We start from the raw sequence: 20,241 nt of genomic DNA, 5'->3' as shown, positions 1-20,241 counted from the left end.
TGCTCCGCAATCGCGGCGGATCGACAGCCTGCTCCAAGCCTACTCTCCCACAATTCGGGGTGCCGTCAACGACATCTCACCATTTACTTGCTAGCGTCTAGCAAATAGAAAATCAAGCGCAAAAACTGGCGCATAAGCCGTTGGTTTGTCGATTTTATTGTGGCCCGACCGAGAGAATCAGTAGGGGATTCCAAAGGCTTTCGCGGTCGAGCGGCGAAAGGCTTCGAACTGTTTCGGCAGGTCGACGCTGTCGGACGCGACGAGCCACTGGTAGATCGTCCCGAAAATGAAGCTGCAGAAACCGAATGCGTAACATTCGGCGTCGACCACAGCGTCAATTTCACCGCTGACGATGCCTTCCTCGACCCAATGGGCGACATCGCGGCGATAAATCTCATGATAGGCAGCAAGATGGTCGCGCACGTCATTGTGCGAGCTGATCGATTCAAACCACAGGATGTACATCGCCTGCATGTAACCCGAGTGGCTGGCCAGAAAGCCCTCGACCGCGCGCAGGGCGGCAAGGCAGGCTTGCGCGCCACCGCGCGTGCCGACCTTGTTGGCCAGTTCCTGCGTCCAGCTGGTGTTGAAATGCAGCACCAGCTGCCCGAACAGCGCGTCCTTCGATCCGAAGCGGCTTGACGCCAGCCCGCGCGAATAGCCGGCGCGTTCGCCGACGGCCTTCAGCGTCGTCGCGTGCGTTCCCTGCTCGATGATCAGTTGCATCGCGGCATCGAACATCCGCGCGTCGGACAGCGCCGTGCGTTCGGCCTGCGTCCGGCGACTGGCGCGCGGCTTGGCGCGTCCCTTGACCGGCTCTTCGCGATGACTCTCGGTCACTTCACGCAGCGACGCCTTGCCTTTCATCGAAGACGATGCGTTCATGAAAATTCGTCAACCCTTTCAAAACCCGTCTGGCCGTTTGCAACGGCAGCGCGAAGTGCCTGCTTGTCAATCTTGCCGACGCTGGTCAATGGCAGCGTGGCGGCGTGCGCCCAATATTCGGGAATCCAGAAGCGTGCGACCTGCCCCTGCAACGCCGACCGCAGGCCGGCGAAATCGGGCCGTGTGCCGTCAGGCGTGGTGACGATCGCCAGCGGCCTTTCCTCCCAGCGCGGATCGGCGACCCCGATCACCGCCGCCAGATCGACGCCGGGGAGGCTGGCGACATGGTTCTCCAGCTCGGCCGAAGGAATCCATTCGCCGCCCGATTTTATCAGATCTTTCAGCCGGTCGGTGACCTGGACATAGCCGCGCGCGTCGATCGTCCCGGCGTCGCCGGTGTCGAGCCAGCCGTCGTGGGTCAGCACGCCCGCCCCGGCGCCGCGGTGATAACCGCGCGCGATCCACGCCCCGCGCAGCTGCAACCGCCCGACGCTTTTGCCGTCTTCGGCGACCGGCTTGTCCTGATCGTCAACCAGCCGCACCCGGACCCCGGCAACCGGACGCCCGCTTTTGGCGCGCAAACGGCGTGCCTCCTCGGGCCCAACATCGGCGGGGGGGTGCGAAAGGACGCACAAGGGGCTAGTCTCGGTCATGCCCCAGCCCTGGATCAGCGGCACGTTCCAGCGGCGCTCGAGATCGGCGATCAGTCCTTCCGAAACCGCCGATCCGCCCGCCACAATGACGCGGAAGCTCCCCATATCGACCGGATCGATCGCATCGGCGCGTAGCAAGTCGTTGAGGATGGTCGGCACAGTCGCGGTAAAGGTCGGCGCGGTGGCGCGGATCATCCGGCGGATCGCCTCGGGCTGCAAATGCGGGCCAGGCAGCACAAAATCGGCGCCCGCGAGCCAGCCCGAATAGGGCAGCCCCCAGGCGTTGGCATGGAACATCGGCGGCAACAGCAGGATCGTGTCGCGGTCGCTGAGCGCAAAGGCATTGGCGGCCATCGAGGCGAGGCTGTGGAGGAATATCGTGCGATGCGAATAGACGACGCCTTTGGGATCCCCCGTCGTCCCCGACGTGTAACACGTCGCCGCGGCGGCGGTCTCGTCCGGTTCTGGAAATTCGGCGAGCGGCGCATGGTCCGCGATAAAGGCCTCATATGCTGTGCAGGGCTTCTCCAGCCCGGCGAGCTCGCCGGTGTCCCCGGTGACAATGACCTGCGCCAATCCTTCCAGCGAATTGATCTGTGGCAACAGCGCCGCGAGCAATGTGCCATCGGCAATCAGCAAGGCGTCTTCAGCATCCGCCATGATGAAACGGAGCTGATCCGGATGCAGCCGCAGGTTGAGCGTGTGGAGCACCGCTCCTATCGCCGGGACCGCCAGATACGCCTCAAAATGGGCAAAGTCATTCCAGCTGAGCGTCGCAACGCGGGTGTTCGCGCCGACGCCTGCGGCCCGTAACGCTGCCGCCAACCGGCGCGCACGTTCGGCCGTCTCGGCAAAGCTCCGCCACATCATCTGCGCGCCATCGAACAGCCCGATGCGGCTGGTCGCATGGATGCGCTCGCCATGCGCAAAAATCGCTGCGGTGCCCAGCGGCTCGTGCATCATGGTCGCGTCCATCACGCCATCCCCTCGCCCGCCGCAATCCGCCGCGCCGCGTCGAGCAACGCCGGAACATCCTGCTCAAGCCCGCGCTCATAAGGCCCGTCGACCTGCCCTTCGCGGAATAGCACATAAGCGCCCTCGACGATCGCGGCGAGGCGCCAGAGCGCGAAGGCCTGAAAATATCCGAGATGATCGATCGACAGTCCCGTTGCGCGCGCCCAGCGCTGTGCGAGGCTGCGGCCATCGACCGCCCCGGCGACATTCGACACGCGCTGGACAAAGGCGAAACCGAGTGGCAGACTTTCATCGCGGTTCCACATCGCGGTGACCAGCCCGACATCGACCATCGGATCGGCCAGCGTCGCCATTTCCCAATCAAGGATCGCCCTGACGTCCGGTACAGCAGGGTCCATCAGCACATTGTCGAGGTGATAGTCGCAATGGACGATTCGCACCGCCTCAGGCGGCGGCGCGTTGTCGGCGAGCCATACGCCAAGCGTTTCGATCAACGGCAGATCGCGGACAGCGTGCGCCGACCGCACCGCCCGCCAACGCTCGATCTGACGTCCGACAAAAGTCCGCGCCTTTTCGGCATCGCCAAGTTCGGCGGGAACCGGCGTGATCGCATGGACGCTGGCAAGCGCGTCGATCAACGCATGGCCCACCGCGTCGAGCGTATCGACGTTGTTCGCATAGGCAGACGGCAGGGTATCGGTGATCGCCGTGCCGCTGACAAAGCGGGTGAGCGAAAACGGCGCGCCGAGCACCGCGAGATCGTTGCAGAAGAGAACGGGTGCAGCCACCGGCGCCTTACCCGCGATTGCCGAAATGAAGCGAAACTCGCGCGCAATGCCGGCACCGGCAAGGTCGGACACGGTATCGGCGGGCGGATGCCGAAGGACCATGGGACCATCGGCGGTTTCCACCAGGCTGGTGACATTGGCGTTGCCGCCAGTCAGCGGGCGGACGATCCGCGCTTCGGCGATCCCGGCCTCACGGTCCAGCCAGCGGGCGAACCGCTCGGCCGGATCGCTTACAATCTGCACAGCAGTCCGCCGTCGTTCGAGATGATTGAGCCGGTCATATACGGCGACCCCGCGACCCACCAGACGACATCGGCCAACTCCTCGGCCGTACCTTCACGGCCCAGCGGTATGCTCGCCACGAGCTTGGCTTTGGCGCGCGCCGATATGCCAGCGGTCATTTCGGTCGAGGTTAGCCCCGGAATAACATAATTGACCCGGATACCGTTCCGCGCGAGTTCGACCGCGAGCACTTGCGTGAGCCCGGCCAGCCCGGCCTTTGACGCACCATAAGCGGCGTCGCCGGCAAAACCGCGCAGGCCGACGACCGCGCCGATATTCACGATCGACCCGCCCTGGCCCATGTACGGCAAGACGGCGCGAACGAAGTTGAGCGGGCCGGACAGGTTGGTGTCGAGCACCGACTGCCAATCGCTCTGCGACAGCGAAGCAAGCAGCCCGCCGCGGTGGAGACCGGCGTTGTTGATCAGGACATCGATGCCGCCCCATTGGTCGGCAACCCGCGCGCAGGCGTCCGTGACCGATGCCGGATCGGTCACGTCGGCGACCAGGCCGATGGCTTCGCCACCGATCTCTTTCGCGAGGGTATCGATGTCCGCACCCCGCGCAATGAGGGTAACGCGGTCACCCTTGCTGGCGGCCAGCCGAGCGATCGCGAGGCCCAAGCCTCGCGATGCTCCGGTGACCACCCACCGACGTGGCGCAGGTTTCGGCGATGTCGTCATCCCGACCCTGCTCAGAAGGCCTGGGTCAGGGCAACGCCCCACGTGCGCCGCGGCCGCGGCGCGGCGTAGCTCCACACCCCTTGCACGTCGTAACCGATCGTCCAGCCCTTTTCGTTCGCCAGATTTTTGCCGAACAGGCTGACCGTAGTCTGGTTGAACCGCGCGTTTATCGACGCATCGACCAGATACTGGCCGCTGTTGCGCAGGTTCGGGTTGTTGAGGAAGGTAATCTCGTGCCCGCCAATATAATGGACGTCGCCCGCGATCCATGCCGACGCATTGCTGCCGATGTCGGCCTCGTAAATGCCGCCCAGGCTCCACGTCCATTTCGGCGCGCGGCGGATCTTCAGGAACGAGGCATCGACCGGAGTGCCGGTGCTATAGATGTCGCCGAAGAAATCCTTATATTTCGCATCGAGATAGCCCATGTTTCCGCTCAGCGTGAAACCATCGAACAGGCGCGCAGTCAGGTCGAGCTCGACCCCCTTGAACTCCGCCGACGAGGCGTTGATCGTGCGGTTCTCGCGGCCCGTCGACGTGCCGGGCGCCGGGACATCGAGGTCCTGCTGCATATCCTTATATTTCATCAGGAACGCCGCACCGTTCAGACGCACACGCCCGCCAGCGAACTCGGTCTTGAAACCCGCCTCATAGTTATCGAGCGTTTCGGGATCATAGGGAATCGTCGCCGCGCCAAGGGTCGCTGGACGGCCGTTGAAACCGCCGCCGCGATAACCGCGCGACCATAAGGCATAGACCATCGCCTCGTCGGAAAGCTCATAGCGTAGCGAAACGCGCGGGGTGAATTTCTTCCAGCTCTCCTTCACCGGAGCGGCCATGACGATCGAGCCCGGAACGGTCGCGATCGGATTCGCCTCGACCGTGGTGCCATAGATAAAGACCGGCAGGTCGTTGACGATGCTGGACTTCCTGTCCTTCGTATAACGCGCGCCGACGGTCAGCGTCAGCTTGTCGAAAATCTCGTAATCACCCTCGCCATAGATCGCCCAGGACTTGTTGGTCTGCGTCACGTCCTGCGCGCTGGTGAGCAGGGGCGGGCCAGCAAAGCCGATGTAGTTCTTGAGATTGATCGTGTAGCGCGAATCCCACAGATAAGCGCCCAGGACAAAGGTCAGCGGACCGTTGCCGCCTTTGGTCAGGCGCAGTTCGTTGGTCGTCTGCCGCCAGCGCGCCGGCCGGTCCGTATGATACAGCGTCTGCGGTCCGGCATCGAAATCCTGATTGATTTCTTCGTCGGTTTTCAGCCAGCCGAGGATATAATCGACCTGCATGTCGGACCCAAGGTCATAGGTCGCCTTGGCGATCGCCATGTCGAGCTTGAACGTCGCATTCCGCTCCAGCCTGCCGTCGGATACGCTGACATAGCGATCACCCGACGTCGGCACGCCCGGCGAAGGGGAGCATTGGGCGTAAGCGACGCAGAACAGATCGGTCGGCCGATTGACCGCGAGCAGCTGCGGCGGATCCTGCTTCGTCTTCTGATGATCATAGCTCAGCTGGATGTCGAGATTGTCGGTCGGCTCGAACAGCAGCGCGGCAGACAGCGCGTAGAATTTCGACCGTTGGCCGGGCTGGTCCTGGACGCGGTTAAAGATATAGCCGTCAGACTTTTCATAAGCGCCGCTGACCTTCACCGCGACATTCTCGGACAATCCGGTGCTGGCGACGCCTTCGATCTTCCAGGTATCGAACCGGCCATAAGTGAGCCGCGCCTTGCCGGTCAAATCATAGGTCGGGCGCGAGCGGGCGAGGTTGATGACGCCGCCGGTGGCATTGCGTCCGAACAGCGTCCCCTGCGGGCCGCGCAACACTTCGACGCGATCTATGTCGATCGCTTTCAGCAAGCTGCCCGAGCTTTGGCCGATATACACATCGTCGAACACCACGCCGACCGCCGGGTCGACCGATTTTTCGACATCGGCGACACCGATACCGCGAATATAGACGGCGGCAACGCCGCCCGGTCCCTGCTGGGTATCATCGATGACAATGTTGGGCGAGGAATCGGCGAAGTCGCGAACGTCGGAATCGAACCGTCTGTCCAGCTCGCCTGCCGACAGTGCGCTGATCGACGCAGGCACGTCCTGCATGCTTTCTTCGCGCTTGCGCGCAGTGACGACGATTTCTTCGAGTCCGCCCGACGATGCCGCCGACGTTTCGTCGCTCGCGTCCTGCGCGCTCGCGGCCGATGCCGGACAGATTATCATTGCAGCGGTAGCGAGCAGGCTCGCGGTTTTGACGCGATCGATCATGATCATTTCTCTCCCATCGACGGGCGTATGATTTTCTCGCGAATGCAGTGTGCGGGTCTCGCGAGTCACGCTCCAAGGGCAGAGTGACGCACTTGCTTGCTTTCGACAAGCAAATTTTATTTGAAGCCAATTACATGTTGATCAGTTTCAGTTTATATATATGAAATATAACAATATATTTTGACAAAGATGCCATAGAAAATATTCTTGCTTGTTCTCATCTAGTAAGTGTGTAACAAGATTCGCAACGATAATGACGGATTGGGAGAGTGCAAAATGGCAGGCCGGCTGGACGGTAAGTCGGCGTTGATCTCGGGCGGCGCGAGCGGCCTGGGCGAAGCGCAAGCGATCCTTTACGCCCGCGAAGGCGCGTCGGTGCTGATCGGCGATGTGCAGGCCGAAAAAGGCAACGCGGTTGTTTCTGCGATTGCCAGCGAAGGCGGCAAAGCGGCCTTCATTCATCTCGACGTCACCGATGCCGACAATTGGAACAAAGCCGTTGCCGACGCCGTCGCACGGTTCGGCCAGCTGACAACACTGGTCAACAATGCCGGCATCTTCCACCCCGGCGGGATTGTCGATGAAACGCAGCAGGGTTGGGACCGCATGATCGCGATCAACCAGACCGCGGTGTTTCTGGGGATGAAGGCTGCGGCCCCTGCCCTGCTTGCTGCAGGCAATGCGGCCATTGTTAATATCAGCTCGCTCTATGGCCTCATCGGTAGCGCGAACGCCATTTCCTACCACGCCTCAAAGGCGGCGGTACGCGTGATGGGCAAGGCGGGAGCGCTCGAATTTGCCAAGCAGGGTATTCGCGTCAACACCATCTTCCCCGGCCAGATCAAGACCCCGATCCTGGGCGACATCACCCCCGAACAGGATGCCGCGATCAAGGCATCGATCCCGATGGGTATCGTCGGCGATCCGATGGATATCGCCTACGCCAGCCTCTACCTTGCCTCGGACGAAGCCAAATATGTGTCGGGTGCCGAACTGTGGGTCGATGGCGCCTGGTACGCGGGGCAATGATTGTGATGGCGAGCGCGCACGACAAAGGGACGAACCGCTGATGGCTTGGGATTTTTCCACCGACCCCGAATTTCAGGTCCAACTCGACTGGATGACCGCGTTCGTGCGCGAGGAGGTGGAACCGCTAGACCTCGTATTTCGCGGGCCGGCAGACCCATTCGATCCGGCTGGCAAGGCGCGCAAGATCATGCGACCGCTCCAGCAAATCGTCAAAGAGCGAGGCCTGTGGGCCTGTCACCTCGGCCCGGAACTCGGCGGCGCGGGATTTGGCCAGGTAAAGCTTGGCCTCATGAACGAAATCCTCGGACGAAGCAGATTTGCCTCGGTCGTGTTCGGAACGCAGGCGCCGGACACCGGCAATGCCGAAATCCTCGCGCGCTTCGGGACTGCCGAACAAAAGGCAAAATATCTCCAACCGCTGCTCGATGGCGAAATCGTCTCCTGCTATTCGATGACCGAACCGCAGGCGGGGGCCGATCCCGGTGAATTCACCTGTCAGGCCCGGCTCGACGGCGACGAATGGGTAATCAACGGCGAAAAATGGTTCGCCAGCCATGCCTGCATCGCCGAATTCCTGATCGTCATGGTCATCACCGATCCCGAAGTTCCGGTGCATCAGGGCTCGACCATGCTGATCGTACCGCAAGGCACGCCTGGGCTGGAGATCGTCCGCAACACTGCGGTAGGTCCGAAAGACGAGATCGGCAGCGGCGTGCACGGCTATCTGAGGTTCACCAATTGCCGCGTGCCCGAGGCGAGCCGACTTGGCCCGGTCGGCGAAGGCTTCAAGGTCGCGCAATCGCGGCTAGGCGGCGGCCGCATCCATCATGCGATGCGCACGGTCGGCATGCTGAACAAGGCGATGGACTATATGAAGGAGCGCGTCGTCAGCCGCACCACCAAGGGCGAACGGCTGGCCGACAAGCAGATGGTGCAGGAAAAGATCGCCGACAGCTACACGCAGATTCTTCAGTTCCGGCTGCACGTGCTCTACGCCGCCTGGCTGCTCGACCGCGACAAAAGCTATACGCGCCCGGTGCGCCGCGAGATCAGCGCGATCAAGGCGGCGATGCCCGGCGTACTGAAAGACGTCATCTATCGCGCGCTCCATCTCCACGGCTCGCTCGGCATGTCGAACGAAACCCCGCTGATGGACATGTGGCAATATGTCCCGGAAATGGGGATCGTCGACGGTCCGACCGAGGTTCACAAGATCGGTGTCGCCAAGGACATTTTGCGCGACGTCATCCCGGTCGAGGGCCCCTTCCCCAGCTATCATGTGCCGACGCGGCTGGCCGCTGCGCGCCAGAAATTTGCCGCCTACCTCGACTGATGCGCCGCGGCGCAAGGAGCCTGATATGACCGATTCCACCGATCTCGCTCAGCGTCTCGACCGCGTCGAAAGCCGTTTCGCGATGCACGATCTGGTCAGCGATTATTGCCATGGCTTTGACAAGCACGACTGGGATCGCTTCAGCGCGATCTGGTGGCCCGATGCGGTGTGGGACATCGGCCCGCCGTTTGGCAAATTCGAAGCCAGCGAGGGCATTGCGCATGTCACCAAGGACATATTGTGGCCCGCATGGCTCAGCTCGATCCACTTCACCACCAACCTCGTCATCAGCTTTGAAGGCAAGGACCGCGCGACCGGGGTGTGCGACGTCGACTGTATCGGCACCACCTCAGACGGTCAGGCGCAGACCGTCGGCGCGAGCTATTTCGACACCTTCGAGCGGCGCGACGGGGTGTGGAAGATCGCGCACCGCAAGGTGAAGATGTATCACTTCAACCCGCTGCCCGGCGTCACGCTGTCCCCACCCGCATAGGAGCTTTTATGGCCTATCTCGACACCGACGACGGCGGGCGCGTCTATTATGAGCATCACCGCGCGGCCAAATTGCCGGTCGTGCTGATCCACGGTTGGGGCATGTCGGGCGATTATTGGGCGTCGGCGGTCGAAGCCCTGCTGGCCGACGGCCATGGCGCGATCGTCGTCGATCACCGCGGCTGCGGCCGCTCCGACCGCGATTTTACCGATATGTCGATCAATGCGATCGCCCGCGACGTCGCGGCGATCGTGGAGCGCTGCGCCGCCTCGCGCGTCGCGCTCAACGGCTGGTCGCTCGGCGGCGCCGTCGCTGTCGCGGCGGCTGAACTGCTGGGTGAGCGCGTCGCTGGCCTTGTCCTGACCTGCGGCGCATCGCCTCGCTATGTGCAAGGCGACGGCTTTCCGCACGGCGGAATGCCCGATGACGTGCTCGGCATCGGCGCCGCGATCACTGCCGACCGCCCCGGCTTTTTCCGCGCCCTCGCCGAAGGCGCATCGGGCGAAGGCGCGAGCGAGGCGATGATCGGCTGGGTCGAGCGCGGTTTCCTCGCCACAGGCCCGCGCGCCAGCGACACCCTCGCCGGACTTGCCACGCTCGACCAGCGCGACCTGCTGGCATCTTTCCCCTTTCCGATGCTGTCGATCGGCGGTGCGAAAGATACCATCGCTGACCCTGCGATCGCCGGATTTGCGGCGAACTGCGCGAGCAACGGCACGCTGCTGACCATGGATACCGGCCATTCGCCCCAACTGGAAAACCCCTCGGCCTATAATGAGGCGTTGCTCGCATTCGTGAGGAAGCTTGCCTGATGACCACCGCGCCGCTCGATGATCTCGCCGCCCTGCTCGCGCCGCTGCACGCGCCCTTCACGTGCAAGTCGCTCAAAGCGCCGAACCGGTTCTGCATGGCGCCGATGTCGCGCTATTTCGCCCCTGGCGGCGTCCTGAGCGACGCCGGCGCCGAATATTACCGCCGCCGCGCGGCCGCGGGGATCGGCACGATCATCACCGAGGGCACCGGGGTCGCCATCGATCACACCGTGTCCGCCGACACTGTACCGATCTTCGCCGGTAACGAACCCCTCGCCGCCTGGAAAAGCGCGGTCGATGCCGTCCACGCCGAAGGCGGCATGTTCGTCCCGCAATTGTGGCACGTCGGTGGCTGCGCGGACTTCAACTATCCCGATTCGCCGCACGCGCCGCTGGTCAGCCCATCGGGTTTTGCCGGCCCCGATGTGCCCGGCGGCCGCGCGATGACCGGATCGCGACATCGCCGATACGATCGCCGCCTTCGCCGAATCGGCGCGCGCCGCGAAGGCGATCGGATGCGACGCAATCGAGCTCCACGGCGCCCATGGCTATATCTTTGACCAGTTCTTCTGGGACAAGACCAATCTGCGCAGCGATCGTCACGGCGGCCCCGATATCGCCGACCGCGCGACCTTTGCCGCCGAGGTGATCGCTGCCTGCCGCGCCGCGGTCGGGGAGGATTTCGCCATCATCTTCCGCGTGTCGCAGTGGAAGACCTACGACTATGATGTCAAGTTAGCGCGCGATCCCGACGAAATGCACCGCTGGCTCGATCCGCTGGTCCGCGCGGGGGTCGATATCTTCCACGCCTCGCAGCGCCGTTTCTGGGAACCCGAATATGCGGGCGATCCCAAAAATCTCGGCGGCTGGATCAAGGAAGTCACCGGCAAGCCGGTAATCACCGTCGGTTCGATCGGCATGGACCGCGACCTTATGCAGGATTTCGTCGAGGGCATTTCCTCGCCGATGCTCGGCCGTTTGGAGGATCTGGCGGCGATGTTCGATCGCGGCGAATTTGACCTTGTCGCGCTAGGTCGGGTCTTGCTTGCCGATCCCAACTGGCTGGAAAAGGTCGAGCAGCGCCGCTTCGAAGAACTCACTCCCTATGACCGCGCGACCGCGCTCAAACAATATGAGCATGATTGATATCGATGTTGGGCAAGGCCCAGCCTAACGTAACTCAACATCGAATAACGCCAACGCGATCACTGGCCTAATAGCGCAGGCAGCCAGCTCAAGGCTGCGCCCAAAATTTCAAACGATCCCTTTAGGTGCGAGCACCACATCCTGAGCCGCTTTAGCTCAGCCGCGTTATAAACGTCTTTTTCCGCCCTCGGCGAACGGCAGGTTTCGGGCAACCGACTTAAGGGCACCTACGGCTTAGATCAGGCGCAAAGCAGATCCTCCAGTTCACAGAAGGGCGCACGAATCATTTTGCAGCCGACGCGGCGGTCCAAGTCGGTTTTGCGATCAAATTTTTTGACGCGGGTATCGCAGATGAGGGAGGAAATGAGGGAGGACACGCGCAGAGAAGGTGGATTCTCCCAGCATTTCAATGGGTTATGAAAACTCTGGATGCCCCGCGAGGGGTATAACTTTCCGTCCCAACTCATCCAAACTGGTGCCAAATAGACTGAAAAACCCTGGAATTTTATGAGCTTCCTGGTCCCATGCAATCCCATCAAAACCCGTCTAATCCGACCCAAAATGAGGGAGGAAATGAGGGAGGAGTTTCGATCTCATTGGTAGAGAATGTATGCCAGTATAGACAGCAAGTCATAGCCTGCCCCCCTTTCATCCGCAGGTCAGTTGAGGAAATCTCAGATTTCAACGGGTTCTAATTCTGCCGTCTGATGGAGCACGCCAAAAAATCACGTCCATCTTATCAAGGCGGCGGGCCGGATTGATACCTTGGGGCTATGGCGCGACACGCTCCGGTCGAAAAATTGCCCGGGGTCGCAGCTGAGAATGGCAGCGTGTCAGCACCGCCATCGACGCCGCGCAGGCGAAGATTGGCAACACCTCAGGCTTGACCCCGGTGTCGCACGTCCACCATGTTACCGCGCGCGATCATGATTGTATCAATTTCGCGTCTGACGCGGGCGATTCCGTCCAATTTAGATAATATCAGCCTCAATCCGAGCGCTGCAACTGACCGATAGCCTCCATTCTGCTTTCAGACGAATGACGCGAGAAGCAGACGTCGTCGCCAAGACAGCTTGCGTGACGCAAAAAGAGAAACGGACGTACTATTTCAAGCCTTCGAATACTCTGTCACGATCTGCCGACCCTAATCATCGCGCGCGATGGTCACCCTAATGCCGTCGAGGGCGTCACAAACGGGGATCCGACAAGATAATCGCGACGTTTCATTGCGGTCGGACGAACTGTCCAGGAGATCGTTTTCATCTTCGCACATAGAAGCCATCCTCCCGAGGAATTCGGGAGCGACATGGACGTGGCAGGTCGCGCACGAACAGCAGCCGCCACAAAGCGCGAGCAGTTCGTCGAAGCCGTGCTCCCGGATTTATCTCCATCAGATTTAAGCCCGCGTCGGCTTCCAGCTCATGCGCGCTCCCTTCCCGATCGACTATTGTCACGCTTGGCATATTGATAGCTCCATCATGTAAGATTGCCTCCCAGGGAAAGCAGCGCCTTTAGCGGCGTTTCTGTGTCGGCGAGCTGCTCGGCTGTCGCCAGCAGGCCTGCGGTGACGATCAGTCGGCCTTGGAACATAATCCTTGGTCGCATTGACGCAGTCGATCGCGATGACCTTGCCCGCTTTGAGATAGACGACCGAGAAGCTGCGGTTCGCGGGATCGCCGCGCATCACCGCGCGGTCGTGGCCGGTCGACAGGCCTGCGGTTTGAAGCTTCAGATCATATTGGTTCGACCAGAACCACGGAATCGCATGGTAAGGAGCTTCATCGCCGACGATGCCCTTGGCGACGACATTCGCCTGGTCGTTGGCGTTCTGCACCGATTCCAGCCGGATCACCACGCCTTCCGCAAAGTCATTCTCGTGCGCCGCGCAGTCGCCGATCGCATAGATGTCGGGCAGACTCGTCCTGCACAGGCGGTCGACGAGGACGCCGTTGCCGCCCTCGGCCCCCGCCGCGATCAGCGGCTCGACCGCCGGAACAATGCCAATGCCGACAATAACGAGATCGGCCGCGATGACCTCACCGTCGGCCAGCCGCACGCCGGTGACGTGGCTATCGCCCTCGATCGCCTCGACCGCGACGCCGAGCCGCAGATCGACGCCATGCTCGCGATGCTCGCGTTCGTAAAAGCGCGACAGCTCGGTTCCGGCGACGCGCGCCAGCACCCGGTCGAGCGCCTCGAGCAGCACGACCTTCTTGTCCGCTTTGCGCAGTACCGCTGCGGCCTCGAGCCCGATATAGCCGCCGCCGATGACGACGATCTGGCCTGCGGTTTCGGACGCCGCCTTCATCGCGTCGGCATCGGCGCGGGTCCGCACGCCCTGCACGCCGGGCAGATCGCCGCCGGGGATCGGTAGCATCCGGGGCGAGCCGCCGGTTGCCCAGACGAGCTTGCCATAAGTGATCGTCTCACCGCTTTCGGTGGTCACGCTATGCGCGGCCGGATCCACCGACATGACCCGCGTGCCGAGCAACATCGTCACCTCGCGCTCGTCCCAATATCTGGCGGGACGCAGCTGAATGCGCTCAAATTCCTTCTCGCCGGCGAAATATTCCTTCGACAGCGGCGGGCGCTCATAAGGTAGCTCGGGTTCGTCGCCGATGATCGCGATGCTGCCCGCAAACTTTTGTGTGCGCAGCATGATCGCAACCTGCGCCCCGCCATGGCCAGCGCCCACAATCACCACATCGAAATGCATTATTTTGTTTCCTGCTGGCGTACCAATCTCACGCGGCATTTCGCCGTGCAGTTGCAGGTCCGACGCGGATGACGTTTGAACTACCGTGCCGGTGGCCCTTTTAGCTCAACGCGGTTTCCCTCTGGATCACGAATGTAAATCGAAGGCCCATCTCCGTCCGCGCCGTAGCGTATGCCGCTCTCGTCAGGTGCAACGGCAAATGTTGCTAGATGCGAACGGATTGCGTCTTCCTCGAATGGGTCGATAGCGATGGCGATGTGATCCATATTGTGGCCATCGGCTGCGGGACCCCTGCCACCTGTTGTTCCCAACTTTCCGGCAACTGCGACAAGATCAATCAACGAGCGGCCTGCGCGCAGTTGACATAAACCGATGTCATCCTGTTGGCGCTCCAAGGTGCATCCCAGGACATTCTGATAAAAGGTCCTGACCACAACCAGATCGAACACACGCAGAACGACATGGTCCAATCCGATCAATGCAAACGGTACCGCCACTGTCATTCTCTCTCAAACATGCCAAACTTCCTGCGACGTGTGCTTTTCGGCCTTGATCCCGCAAGGTTACTGCGCTGTCATCCCGGCATCGATCACATGCTCGGCTCCCGTGATGTAGGACGACTGGTCGGAGGCTAGAAAAAGAACGAGGTTTGACACCTCCTCGGGCTCGGCGATGCGGCGTAGCGGGATCTGCGCCAGCGCATCGCCGCCTTCTTCGTTGGTGGCCTCGATCATCATCGGGGTCATGATAAAGCCGGGGTGGACCGAATTGGCGCGGATATTGTCGGGACCATATTCAACCGCTGCCGCCTTGGTCATCCCGCGCACCGCAAATTTGCTGGCGACATAGGCAAGGCTCGGGAAGCCATAGTTGGCGACCAGACCGGCGATTGAGGAGATGTTGACGATTGAGCCCTTCCCGGCCTTCAGCATCGACGGGATCACCGCATGCATGCCGAGATAGATGCTGTGCTGGTTAACGGCGCAGACATGCATATAGTCAGCCTCTGCCACATTGGCAGTCTTGGCCATCGGCCCAAGGATGCCGGCGTTGTTGACCAGCACCGTCACGGGGCCGAATTTGTCCTCGGCGATCGCAACGACCCGCTGCCAGTCAGCGGCATTGGTTACATCATGTTCAGCGAAGGCGGCCCGGCTGCCCAGCTCCGCCGCTAGAGCGTCGCCAACATCGGCGCGCATGTCGGTCAGCAGCACTTGCGCGCCTTCGGCCACAAAGCGGCGAGCATGCGAAGCTCCCATGCCACGCGACGCCCCGGTGACTATGGCGATTTTTCCGTCGAGCTGACCCATCTTCTCTCTCCTGATAATTCGATATGAATAAGTGTGGAATTGCGGCCTGTTGGGCGGTAGGCAGACGGCCATGGCGCAATCGAGCAACATTTCCCGCCGCCGCAAATCGGCCCTCGAAGATGGCAGCATCGACTATCTGGCCAAGCGTGCCGAGCTGGTCGAGATCGCCGGACGCCAGTTCAAAAACAATGGCTTCCGCGCGACGACGCTGGCGGAGATCGGCCATAAATCCGGGCTCGATCGCGCGACGGTCTATTATTACTTCGGCAGCAAGGAAGAATTGTTCCGCGAGTGCCTGCGCGTCGGGGTCGACGACAACATCAACGAATGCGAGCGCATTGCGAGCGATCAGGAGCTGACACCGGCCGAGAGGCTGCGCGGCGTCATCAATCAGCTGATGAGCGCCTACGACCAGCATTATCCGCACATGTACGTCTATATCCAAGAAGAGATGAACCGGATCGCGGGCGAAAAAAGCACTTGGGCGCAGCAGATCATCAGCCAGACGCGCAAGTTCGAACGCATTGTGATGAGCCTGATTTCCGAACTGATCGAGCGCGGCGAAATGCGCTCCGACATTCCGGTATCGGTCGCCGCCAATGCGGTGTTCGGCATGCTCAACTGGACGCACCGCTGGTACCAGCCGGGCGGCGCGCATCCTGCGCGTGAAGTGTCCGAAGGGTTCAACGATATCTTCTTCGACGGGATGGCCCGCCGCAAGGACTGAGCTCATGGCTCAAGCTTGGCGAGCCAGGCGCGCAATTCCCGCTTGTTGACCTTGGTCGCTGACATCGGCCAGGCTTCGGCCTTCACGAAATGCACCGCACGCGGCACTTTATAACCCGCAATCCGTCCCTTGCAGTGCGCTATCAGATCGTCGGCGCTCGCCTCGGTTCCGGGCATCAACTCGACGAAAGCGACGGGCACTTCGTCGAGGCGGGGATCTGGGCGGCCGACCACCTCGGCAAAACGCACCGCAGGATGGCTGCAAAGATATGCCTCCACCTCGATCGCGGCGACATTCTCGCCCCCGACCTTGAGCATGTCCTTTGCGCGGCCATTGAAGATCAGGCGACCATCGGCGCTGCGGGTGTAGAGGTCGCCGGTGTGCAGCCAGCCCTCAGCATCGAGCGCCTCGGCACTTTTGACCGGATCGCGGTAATAGCCCTCCATCACGCAATAACCACGGACCCAGATTTCGCCGGCAATGCCGGACGGAACGTCCGCGCCGTCGTCATCTACGATGCGCAGTTCGATGCCGGGAACCGCCTTGCCATTGCTCGTTGCGCGTTGTTCCGGCGTTTCGTCGGGGTCGCTGAGCGCGAAGATGCCCGAGGTTTCGGTCATCCCGCAGGCCTGCATGATCTCGGCCTTGGGAAGCAATTTCTGGACCCGATAAACCAGCGCTGCGGGCCCGATCAACAGCATCGACCGGACCTTTTCGGTCGCGGCGACAAAGTCGGGCTGGTCAAGCAACGGCTGGAGGATTGCAGGAAACCAAGGCCACATCGCCGTGACGCCTTCGCGTTTCATCAATGCGACGGCGCGGGCCGGATTGAAGAAGGTGTCGGTCAAATAGGTGCCCGACGCGCCGATCGAGCCGATGAAGGGCGCGAGCGAGCCGATATGGAACAGCGGTCCGCCGCCCCAAGTTATGTCGCATTCGCCCGAGCGGAATCGCTTGTCGGCGCGCTCGACCGGACCGTGCGACATCGCTTCGTGCGTCAGCATGCACCCCTTGGGGTTGGCGGTGGTCCCCGACGTGTAAATGATCGTCGCGATATCGCGCAGGCGCGTGCAGCGGCGGCGATGATCGACTTCCGCTTCTCCGACTTCGTTCGCAGCCGCAGTAAAGGTTTCAGCGGCGGTAAAGGCCCGCGGCGCGTCGCCGCTGAGCAGAACGATATGCCGAAGCATCGGCGCTTCGGATAGCGCGAGATCGCCGGCAGCGGCGCTCGCCAGCGAGGGCAATGCGCTGGCGATGCTCTCGCGAAAATCGACATGGCTGGTATCGCCGGCCGCGGTCAGCAACAAAGCGATCTGCGCGTTGTCGATGATGTAGCCGAGCTCATGCTCTTTGTGCCGCGCGTTGAGCGGGACTGCGACACAATTGGCGAGCCACGCGCCGAACAGCCCGGTGACGAGTTCATGACCATTGTTGGCGAGCAAGCCGATATTCGATCGGGGCGCGACGCCCAGGCCGATAATGCCGCGCGCGACCTTGACCGAACCTTCCAGCAGTTCGGCATAGGTCAGCGCGCTTTCGGGAAAGACGATAGCGTTGCGCTCGGGGAACCGACTGGCGCTTTGCACCAGCAGGTCGCCGAGCGTCGCGGTCGCAGACCAGCTATCGAAACTCATATCCTCTCCCGCATCTTATTTGTGCGCCTCGCCATCCATGCGTAGTCGCAAGCAATCTGTCAACGCTATTGTTGACTGCCCAATTGACCATTGACAGGGTGGGCTCATCCTTTCTATCAACGCGAGTGTTGATAATAACAATCGGGTGAGGAGCGGGCTATGAAATTCCATTTGATGCAGACCGGCGTCGTCGGACGGCGCCACGAGATCGAACAGGGAATGGCCGGCCAGCGCCCCGAACTTTACCAGCGCTTCCTCGAAGAGGTGCGCGGCTATGTGAAGCATGCCGATGACCTCGGCTTCTACGGCTATTGCCAGCCCGAACATCATCTCCAGATCGAGGGCTTCGAGGCGAACAACCATCCTGGCATGTTCAGCCTGTTCGTCGGCCAGCACAGCAAGCGGATGAAGGCGGGAATCATGGGCTACACCATGACCACTCACAATCCGGTGCGCGTTGCCGAGGAAATCGCGACGCTCGATCATATGCTGCAGGGCCGCCTCTATTGTGGCTTCACGCGCGGCTATCACGCGCGCTGGGTCGATGCCTATGGCATCAAGGAAGGTGTGGGCGCGACGACGCCGGACAATGTGAAAGCGCGCGACCAGCAGGACGCCCGCAACCGCTCCTTGTTCGAAGAGGGCGTGCGCGTCATCAAGAAGGCCTGGACCAACGATGTCTTCGACCACAAGGGCGACAATTGGCAGTTCCCGCCCGAAGGCGGATCGGGCGGCCACCCCGCCTATGCGAAATATGGCAAGGGCCAGGATGCCGACGGCATCGTCCGCCAGATTGGCATCGCACCGCGCTGTTACCAGGACCCGCATCCGCCCATTTATGGCGGCTTTGCCGCATCGGGACGGACGATCGATTTCTGGGCAGAGGAAGGCGGCAAGCTGATCGTCCTCTCGGATAATCTCGATTTTTGCGACTCGCTCAACCAGCGCTACATCGGCCATGCCGCCAAGCACGGCCGCGAGGTCACCAGCACCGACGCGTCCGCTTGGGGCGGCTTCCTGATGCTGACCAGCGACAAGGAACGCGCCAAAAAGCTCATGGAAGAGCATATGTGGTTCTGGGACGAATGGTTCATCCCGCTCGGCCAGCGCCCGCCGAATGTGCTGATCGGTTCGGCCGACGAGATCGCCGACCAGATCGGCAAGGCGCACGACAAGCTCGGCTTCGACGAACTGTTCCTGATGTTCGGGCAAGGCCATCTCGAACCCGACGAAAATCACGCCGAGCTTGAAGAGTTCATCGCCAAGGTCGCGCCGCGCTTTTCGACCAAGGCCGCCGACGGGACCTATGTCTAGAACGCGGCGATAACGATAAATATGGGAGAGCCGACAATGCCGATGCAGTGCGGGATCTTTATGACCCCTTATAATCCGCCGAACCGTACCCCGCGGCAGGTTTTCGACTGGGCGCTCGATATCGCGCGGATCGCCGACGAGGCGGGCTACACCGATTATATGATCGGCGAACATTATACACTGGGCTGGGAAAATATCCCGATGCCCGAGGCCGTGATAGCTGCCTGCGCGCAGACGACGAAAAATATCCGCTTTGCCCCGATGGCGCATTTGCTGCCCTATCACGACCCCGCGACGCTCGCGATCCGCATCGGCTGGCTGAGCCAGGTGATGGAGGGGCGCTATTTCCTAGGGGTCGCGCCCGGTGGCCACCACACCGATGCGATCCTCCACGGCTATGAGAATATCTCTAGCCTGCCGCCGCGCCAGCTTGAGGCGTTGCACCTGATGGAGCGGGTGTGGGAGCGCAAACCCTTTGTCGAGAAGGGCGAATATTTCCAGGCGGGTTTCCCGGGATCGGAAACGATGCCCGAATATAATGTGCTGATCGCGGACAACAGCCCCTATGGCGGGCGCGACAAGCTGGAAATTGCGGTAACCGGACTGTCGATGAACAGCTCGTCGATGAAATTTGCCGGCGAGCGCGATTACAGCCCGATCTCTTTCTTCGGCGGCACCCCGCAGATGAAGGCGCATTGGGACACGTGGGAAACCGCGATGGCGTCGAAGGGCCGCACCGCCGACCGCAGCCGCTACCGCGTCTGCCGCGACGTGTTCATTGCCGACACCGATGCCGAGGCGAAACGGATGGTGCTCAAGACCGGCATGATGCGCACCTGGCATGAATATCTGAAGGAAATTTACGTCAAGTTTGGCCTGTTCGACGGCATTATCGCCGACAGCGGGATCAACATCTCGCCCGACGACATCGACGATGATTTCCTGATCAATCATGTGATCCTGTGCGGATCGCCGGAAACCGTGATCGAGAAACTGGAAAAGCTGGCCGACGCGTGCGGCGGCTGGGGCCAGATCGTCGCCAACCAGCACGACAGCCTCGACGACCCGAAACCGTGGGAAGAATCGCTCCGCCGACTGGCGACCGAGGTGTGTCCGAAAGTCAAAATGCCCAATTAGGGCGATCATCAATATCAGCGGGATCCGACGCAAGAACGGGGCCGCGGGAAG

Annotated in this window: 17 protein-coding genes and 2 pseudogenes; 9 read left to right on the top strand and 10 right to left on the bottom strand. The window is 61.6% G+C overall.

Annotation, left to right across the window (positions count from 1 at the left end):
- Positions 1–177: 177 nt before the first annotated feature.
- The 5 genes from ACQY6T_RS15675 to ACQY6T_RS15655 are packed head-to-tail and all read right to left on the bottom strand — an operon-like array spanning position 178 to position 6,545.
- On the bottom strand, positions 178–885 hold the full coding sequence (locus ACQY6T_RS15675; RefSeq protein ID WP_428632274.1) for a TetR/AcrR family transcriptional regulator: 708 nt from the start codon (positions 883–885) through the stop codon (positions 178–180).
- Positions 882–2,513 carry a long-chain-fatty-acid--CoA ligase gene (locus ACQY6T_RS15670; protein ID WP_428632271.1) on the bottom strand — a complete coding sequence of 544 codons (1,632 nt, stop codon included), beginning with the start codon at positions 2,511–2,513 and terminating at the stop codon, positions 882–884. Before ACQY6T_RS15670 ends, ACQY6T_RS15675 begins: the two co-directional genes overlap by 4 nt.
- Positions 2,513–3,544 (bottom strand): phosphotransferase family protein, encoded by a 1,032-nt coding sequence (locus ACQY6T_RS15665; protein ID WP_428632269.1) that lies wholly within the window; start codon positions 3,542–3,544, stop codon positions 2,513–2,515. The genes ACQY6T_RS15670 and ACQY6T_RS15665 overlap by 1 nt, the downstream gene beginning before the upstream one ends.
- A complete protein-coding gene (locus ACQY6T_RS15660; RefSeq protein WP_428632267.1) occupies positions 3,532–4,266 on the bottom strand; it encodes an SDR family NAD(P)-dependent oxidoreductase in 735 nt (244 codons plus the stop codon). Before ACQY6T_RS15660 ends, ACQY6T_RS15665 begins: the two co-directional genes overlap by 13 nt.
- An 11-nt stretch (positions 4,267–4,277) precedes the next feature.
- The gene (locus ACQY6T_RS15655) at positions 4,278–6,545 is read right to left on the bottom strand and encodes a TonB-dependent receptor (protein WP_428632264.1); all 2,268 of its coding nucleotides are present in this window, start codon (positions 6,543–6,545) and stop codon (positions 4,278–4,280) included.
- Positions 6,546–6,815: 270 nt separating this feature from the next.
- Between ACQY6T_RS15655 and ACQY6T_RS15650 the strand changes: the two genes are divergently transcribed.
- The 6 genes from ACQY6T_RS15650 to ACQY6T_RS15625 are packed head-to-tail and all read left to right on the top strand — an operon-like array spanning position 6,816 to position 11,352.
- On the top strand, positions 6,816–7,568 hold the full coding sequence (locus tag ACQY6T_RS15650) for a glucose 1-dehydrogenase (protein WP_428632262.1): 753 nt from the start codon (positions 6,816–6,818) through the stop codon (positions 7,566–7,568).
- A 40-nt stretch (positions 7,569–7,608) separates the two neighbouring features.
- A complete protein-coding gene (locus tag ACQY6T_RS15645) occupies positions 7,609–8,901 on the top strand; it encodes an acyl-CoA dehydrogenase family protein (RefSeq protein WP_428632259.1) in 1,293 nt (430 codons plus the stop codon).
- Between the two features lie 25 nt (positions 8,902–8,926).
- Positions 8,927–9,394, top strand: coding sequence for a nuclear transport factor 2 family protein (locus tag ACQY6T_RS15640; RefSeq protein ID WP_428632257.1), 468 nt, complete (start codon positions 8,927–8,929; stop codon positions 9,392–9,394).
- 8 nt (positions 9,395–9,402) lie between these two features.
- A complete protein-coding gene (locus tag ACQY6T_RS15635) occupies positions 9,403–10,206 on the top strand; it encodes an alpha/beta fold hydrolase (protein ID WP_428632256.1) in 804 nt (267 codons plus the stop codon).
- Positions 10,206–10,766 (top strand): hypothetical protein, encoded by a 561-nt coding sequence (locus ACQY6T_RS15630; protein WP_428632253.1) that lies wholly within the window; start codon positions 10,206–10,208, stop codon positions 10,764–10,766. The genes ACQY6T_RS15635 and ACQY6T_RS15630 overlap by 1 nt, the downstream gene beginning before the upstream one ends.
- Positions 10,666–11,352, top strand: a complete 687-nt coding sequence (locus ACQY6T_RS15625; RefSeq protein WP_428632681.1) for a hypothetical protein — start codon at positions 10,666–10,668, stop codon at positions 11,350–11,352. The genes ACQY6T_RS15630 and ACQY6T_RS15625 overlap by 101 nt, the downstream gene beginning before the upstream one ends.
- Positions 11,353–12,496: 1,144 nt before the next feature.
- Here ACQY6T_RS15625 and ACQY6T_RS15620 read toward each other — a convergent pair.
- The 4 genes and pseudogenes from ACQY6T_RS15620 to ACQY6T_RS15605 form a co-directional block, all read right to left on the bottom strand.
- A pseudogene (locus tag ACQY6T_RS15620) lies at positions 12,497–12,815 on the bottom strand (2Fe-2S iron-sulfur cluster-binding protein).
- 13 nt (positions 12,816–12,828) lie between these two features.
- Positions 12,829–14,068: pseudogene (locus ACQY6T_RS15615) on the bottom strand (NAD(P)/FAD-dependent oxidoreductase).
- Between the two features lie 80 nt (positions 14,069–14,148).
- Positions 14,149–14,571 carry a VOC family protein gene (locus tag ACQY6T_RS15610; protein ID WP_428632251.1) on the bottom strand — a complete coding sequence of 141 codons (423 nt, stop codon included), beginning with the start codon at positions 14,569–14,571 and terminating at the stop codon, positions 14,149–14,151.
- A gap of 60 nt (positions 14,572–14,631) precedes the next feature.
- Positions 14,632–15,378, bottom strand: coding sequence for a glucose 1-dehydrogenase (locus ACQY6T_RS15605; protein WP_428632249.1), 747 nt, complete (start codon positions 15,376–15,378; stop codon positions 14,632–14,634).
- A 70-nt stretch (positions 15,379–15,448) separates the two neighbouring features.
- Between ACQY6T_RS15605 and ACQY6T_RS15600 the strand changes: the two genes are divergently transcribed.
- Positions 15,449–16,105: a TetR/AcrR family transcriptional regulator gene (locus ACQY6T_RS15600; protein ID WP_428632247.1), complete on the top strand. Its 657-nt coding sequence runs from the start codon at positions 15,449–15,451 to the stop codon at positions 16,103–16,105.
- A gap of 2 nt (positions 16,106–16,107) precedes the next feature.
- On the opposite strand, the gene ACQY6T_RS15595 is transcribed toward ACQY6T_RS15600, so the two are convergent.
- Entirely contained in the window at positions 16,108–17,739 is a 1,632-nt protein-coding gene (locus tag ACQY6T_RS15595) for a class I adenylate-forming enzyme family protein (protein WP_428632245.1), read from the bottom strand.
- 159 nt (positions 17,740–17,898) lie between these two features.
- Here ACQY6T_RS15595 and ACQY6T_RS15590 point away from each other — a divergent pair, with 159 nt between their 5' ends.
- Both ACQY6T_RS15590 and ACQY6T_RS15585 read left to right on the top strand, forming a co-directional pair.
- Entirely contained in the window at positions 17,899–19,053 is a 1,155-nt protein-coding gene (locus tag ACQY6T_RS15590; RefSeq protein ID WP_428632243.1) for an LLM class flavin-dependent oxidoreductase, read from the top strand.
- A 21-nt stretch (positions 19,054–19,074) separates the two neighbouring features.
- Complete coding sequence (locus tag ACQY6T_RS15585) at positions 19,075–20,190, top strand: LLM class flavin-dependent oxidoreductase (RefSeq protein WP_428632240.1); 1,116 nt, start codon at positions 19,075–19,077, stop codon at positions 20,188–20,190.
- The last annotated feature ends 51 nt before the right edge of the window (positions 20,191–20,241 follow it).

The sequence above is a fragment of the Sphingopyxis sp. genome, assembly GCF_965279725.1.
Lineage (GTDB): Bacteria > Pseudomonadota > Alphaproteobacteria > Sphingomonadales > Sphingomonadaceae > Sphingopyxis.
Note: the sequence above shows the minus strand (reverse complement) of the source record. Positions and strands in the feature narration are given on the sequence as shown.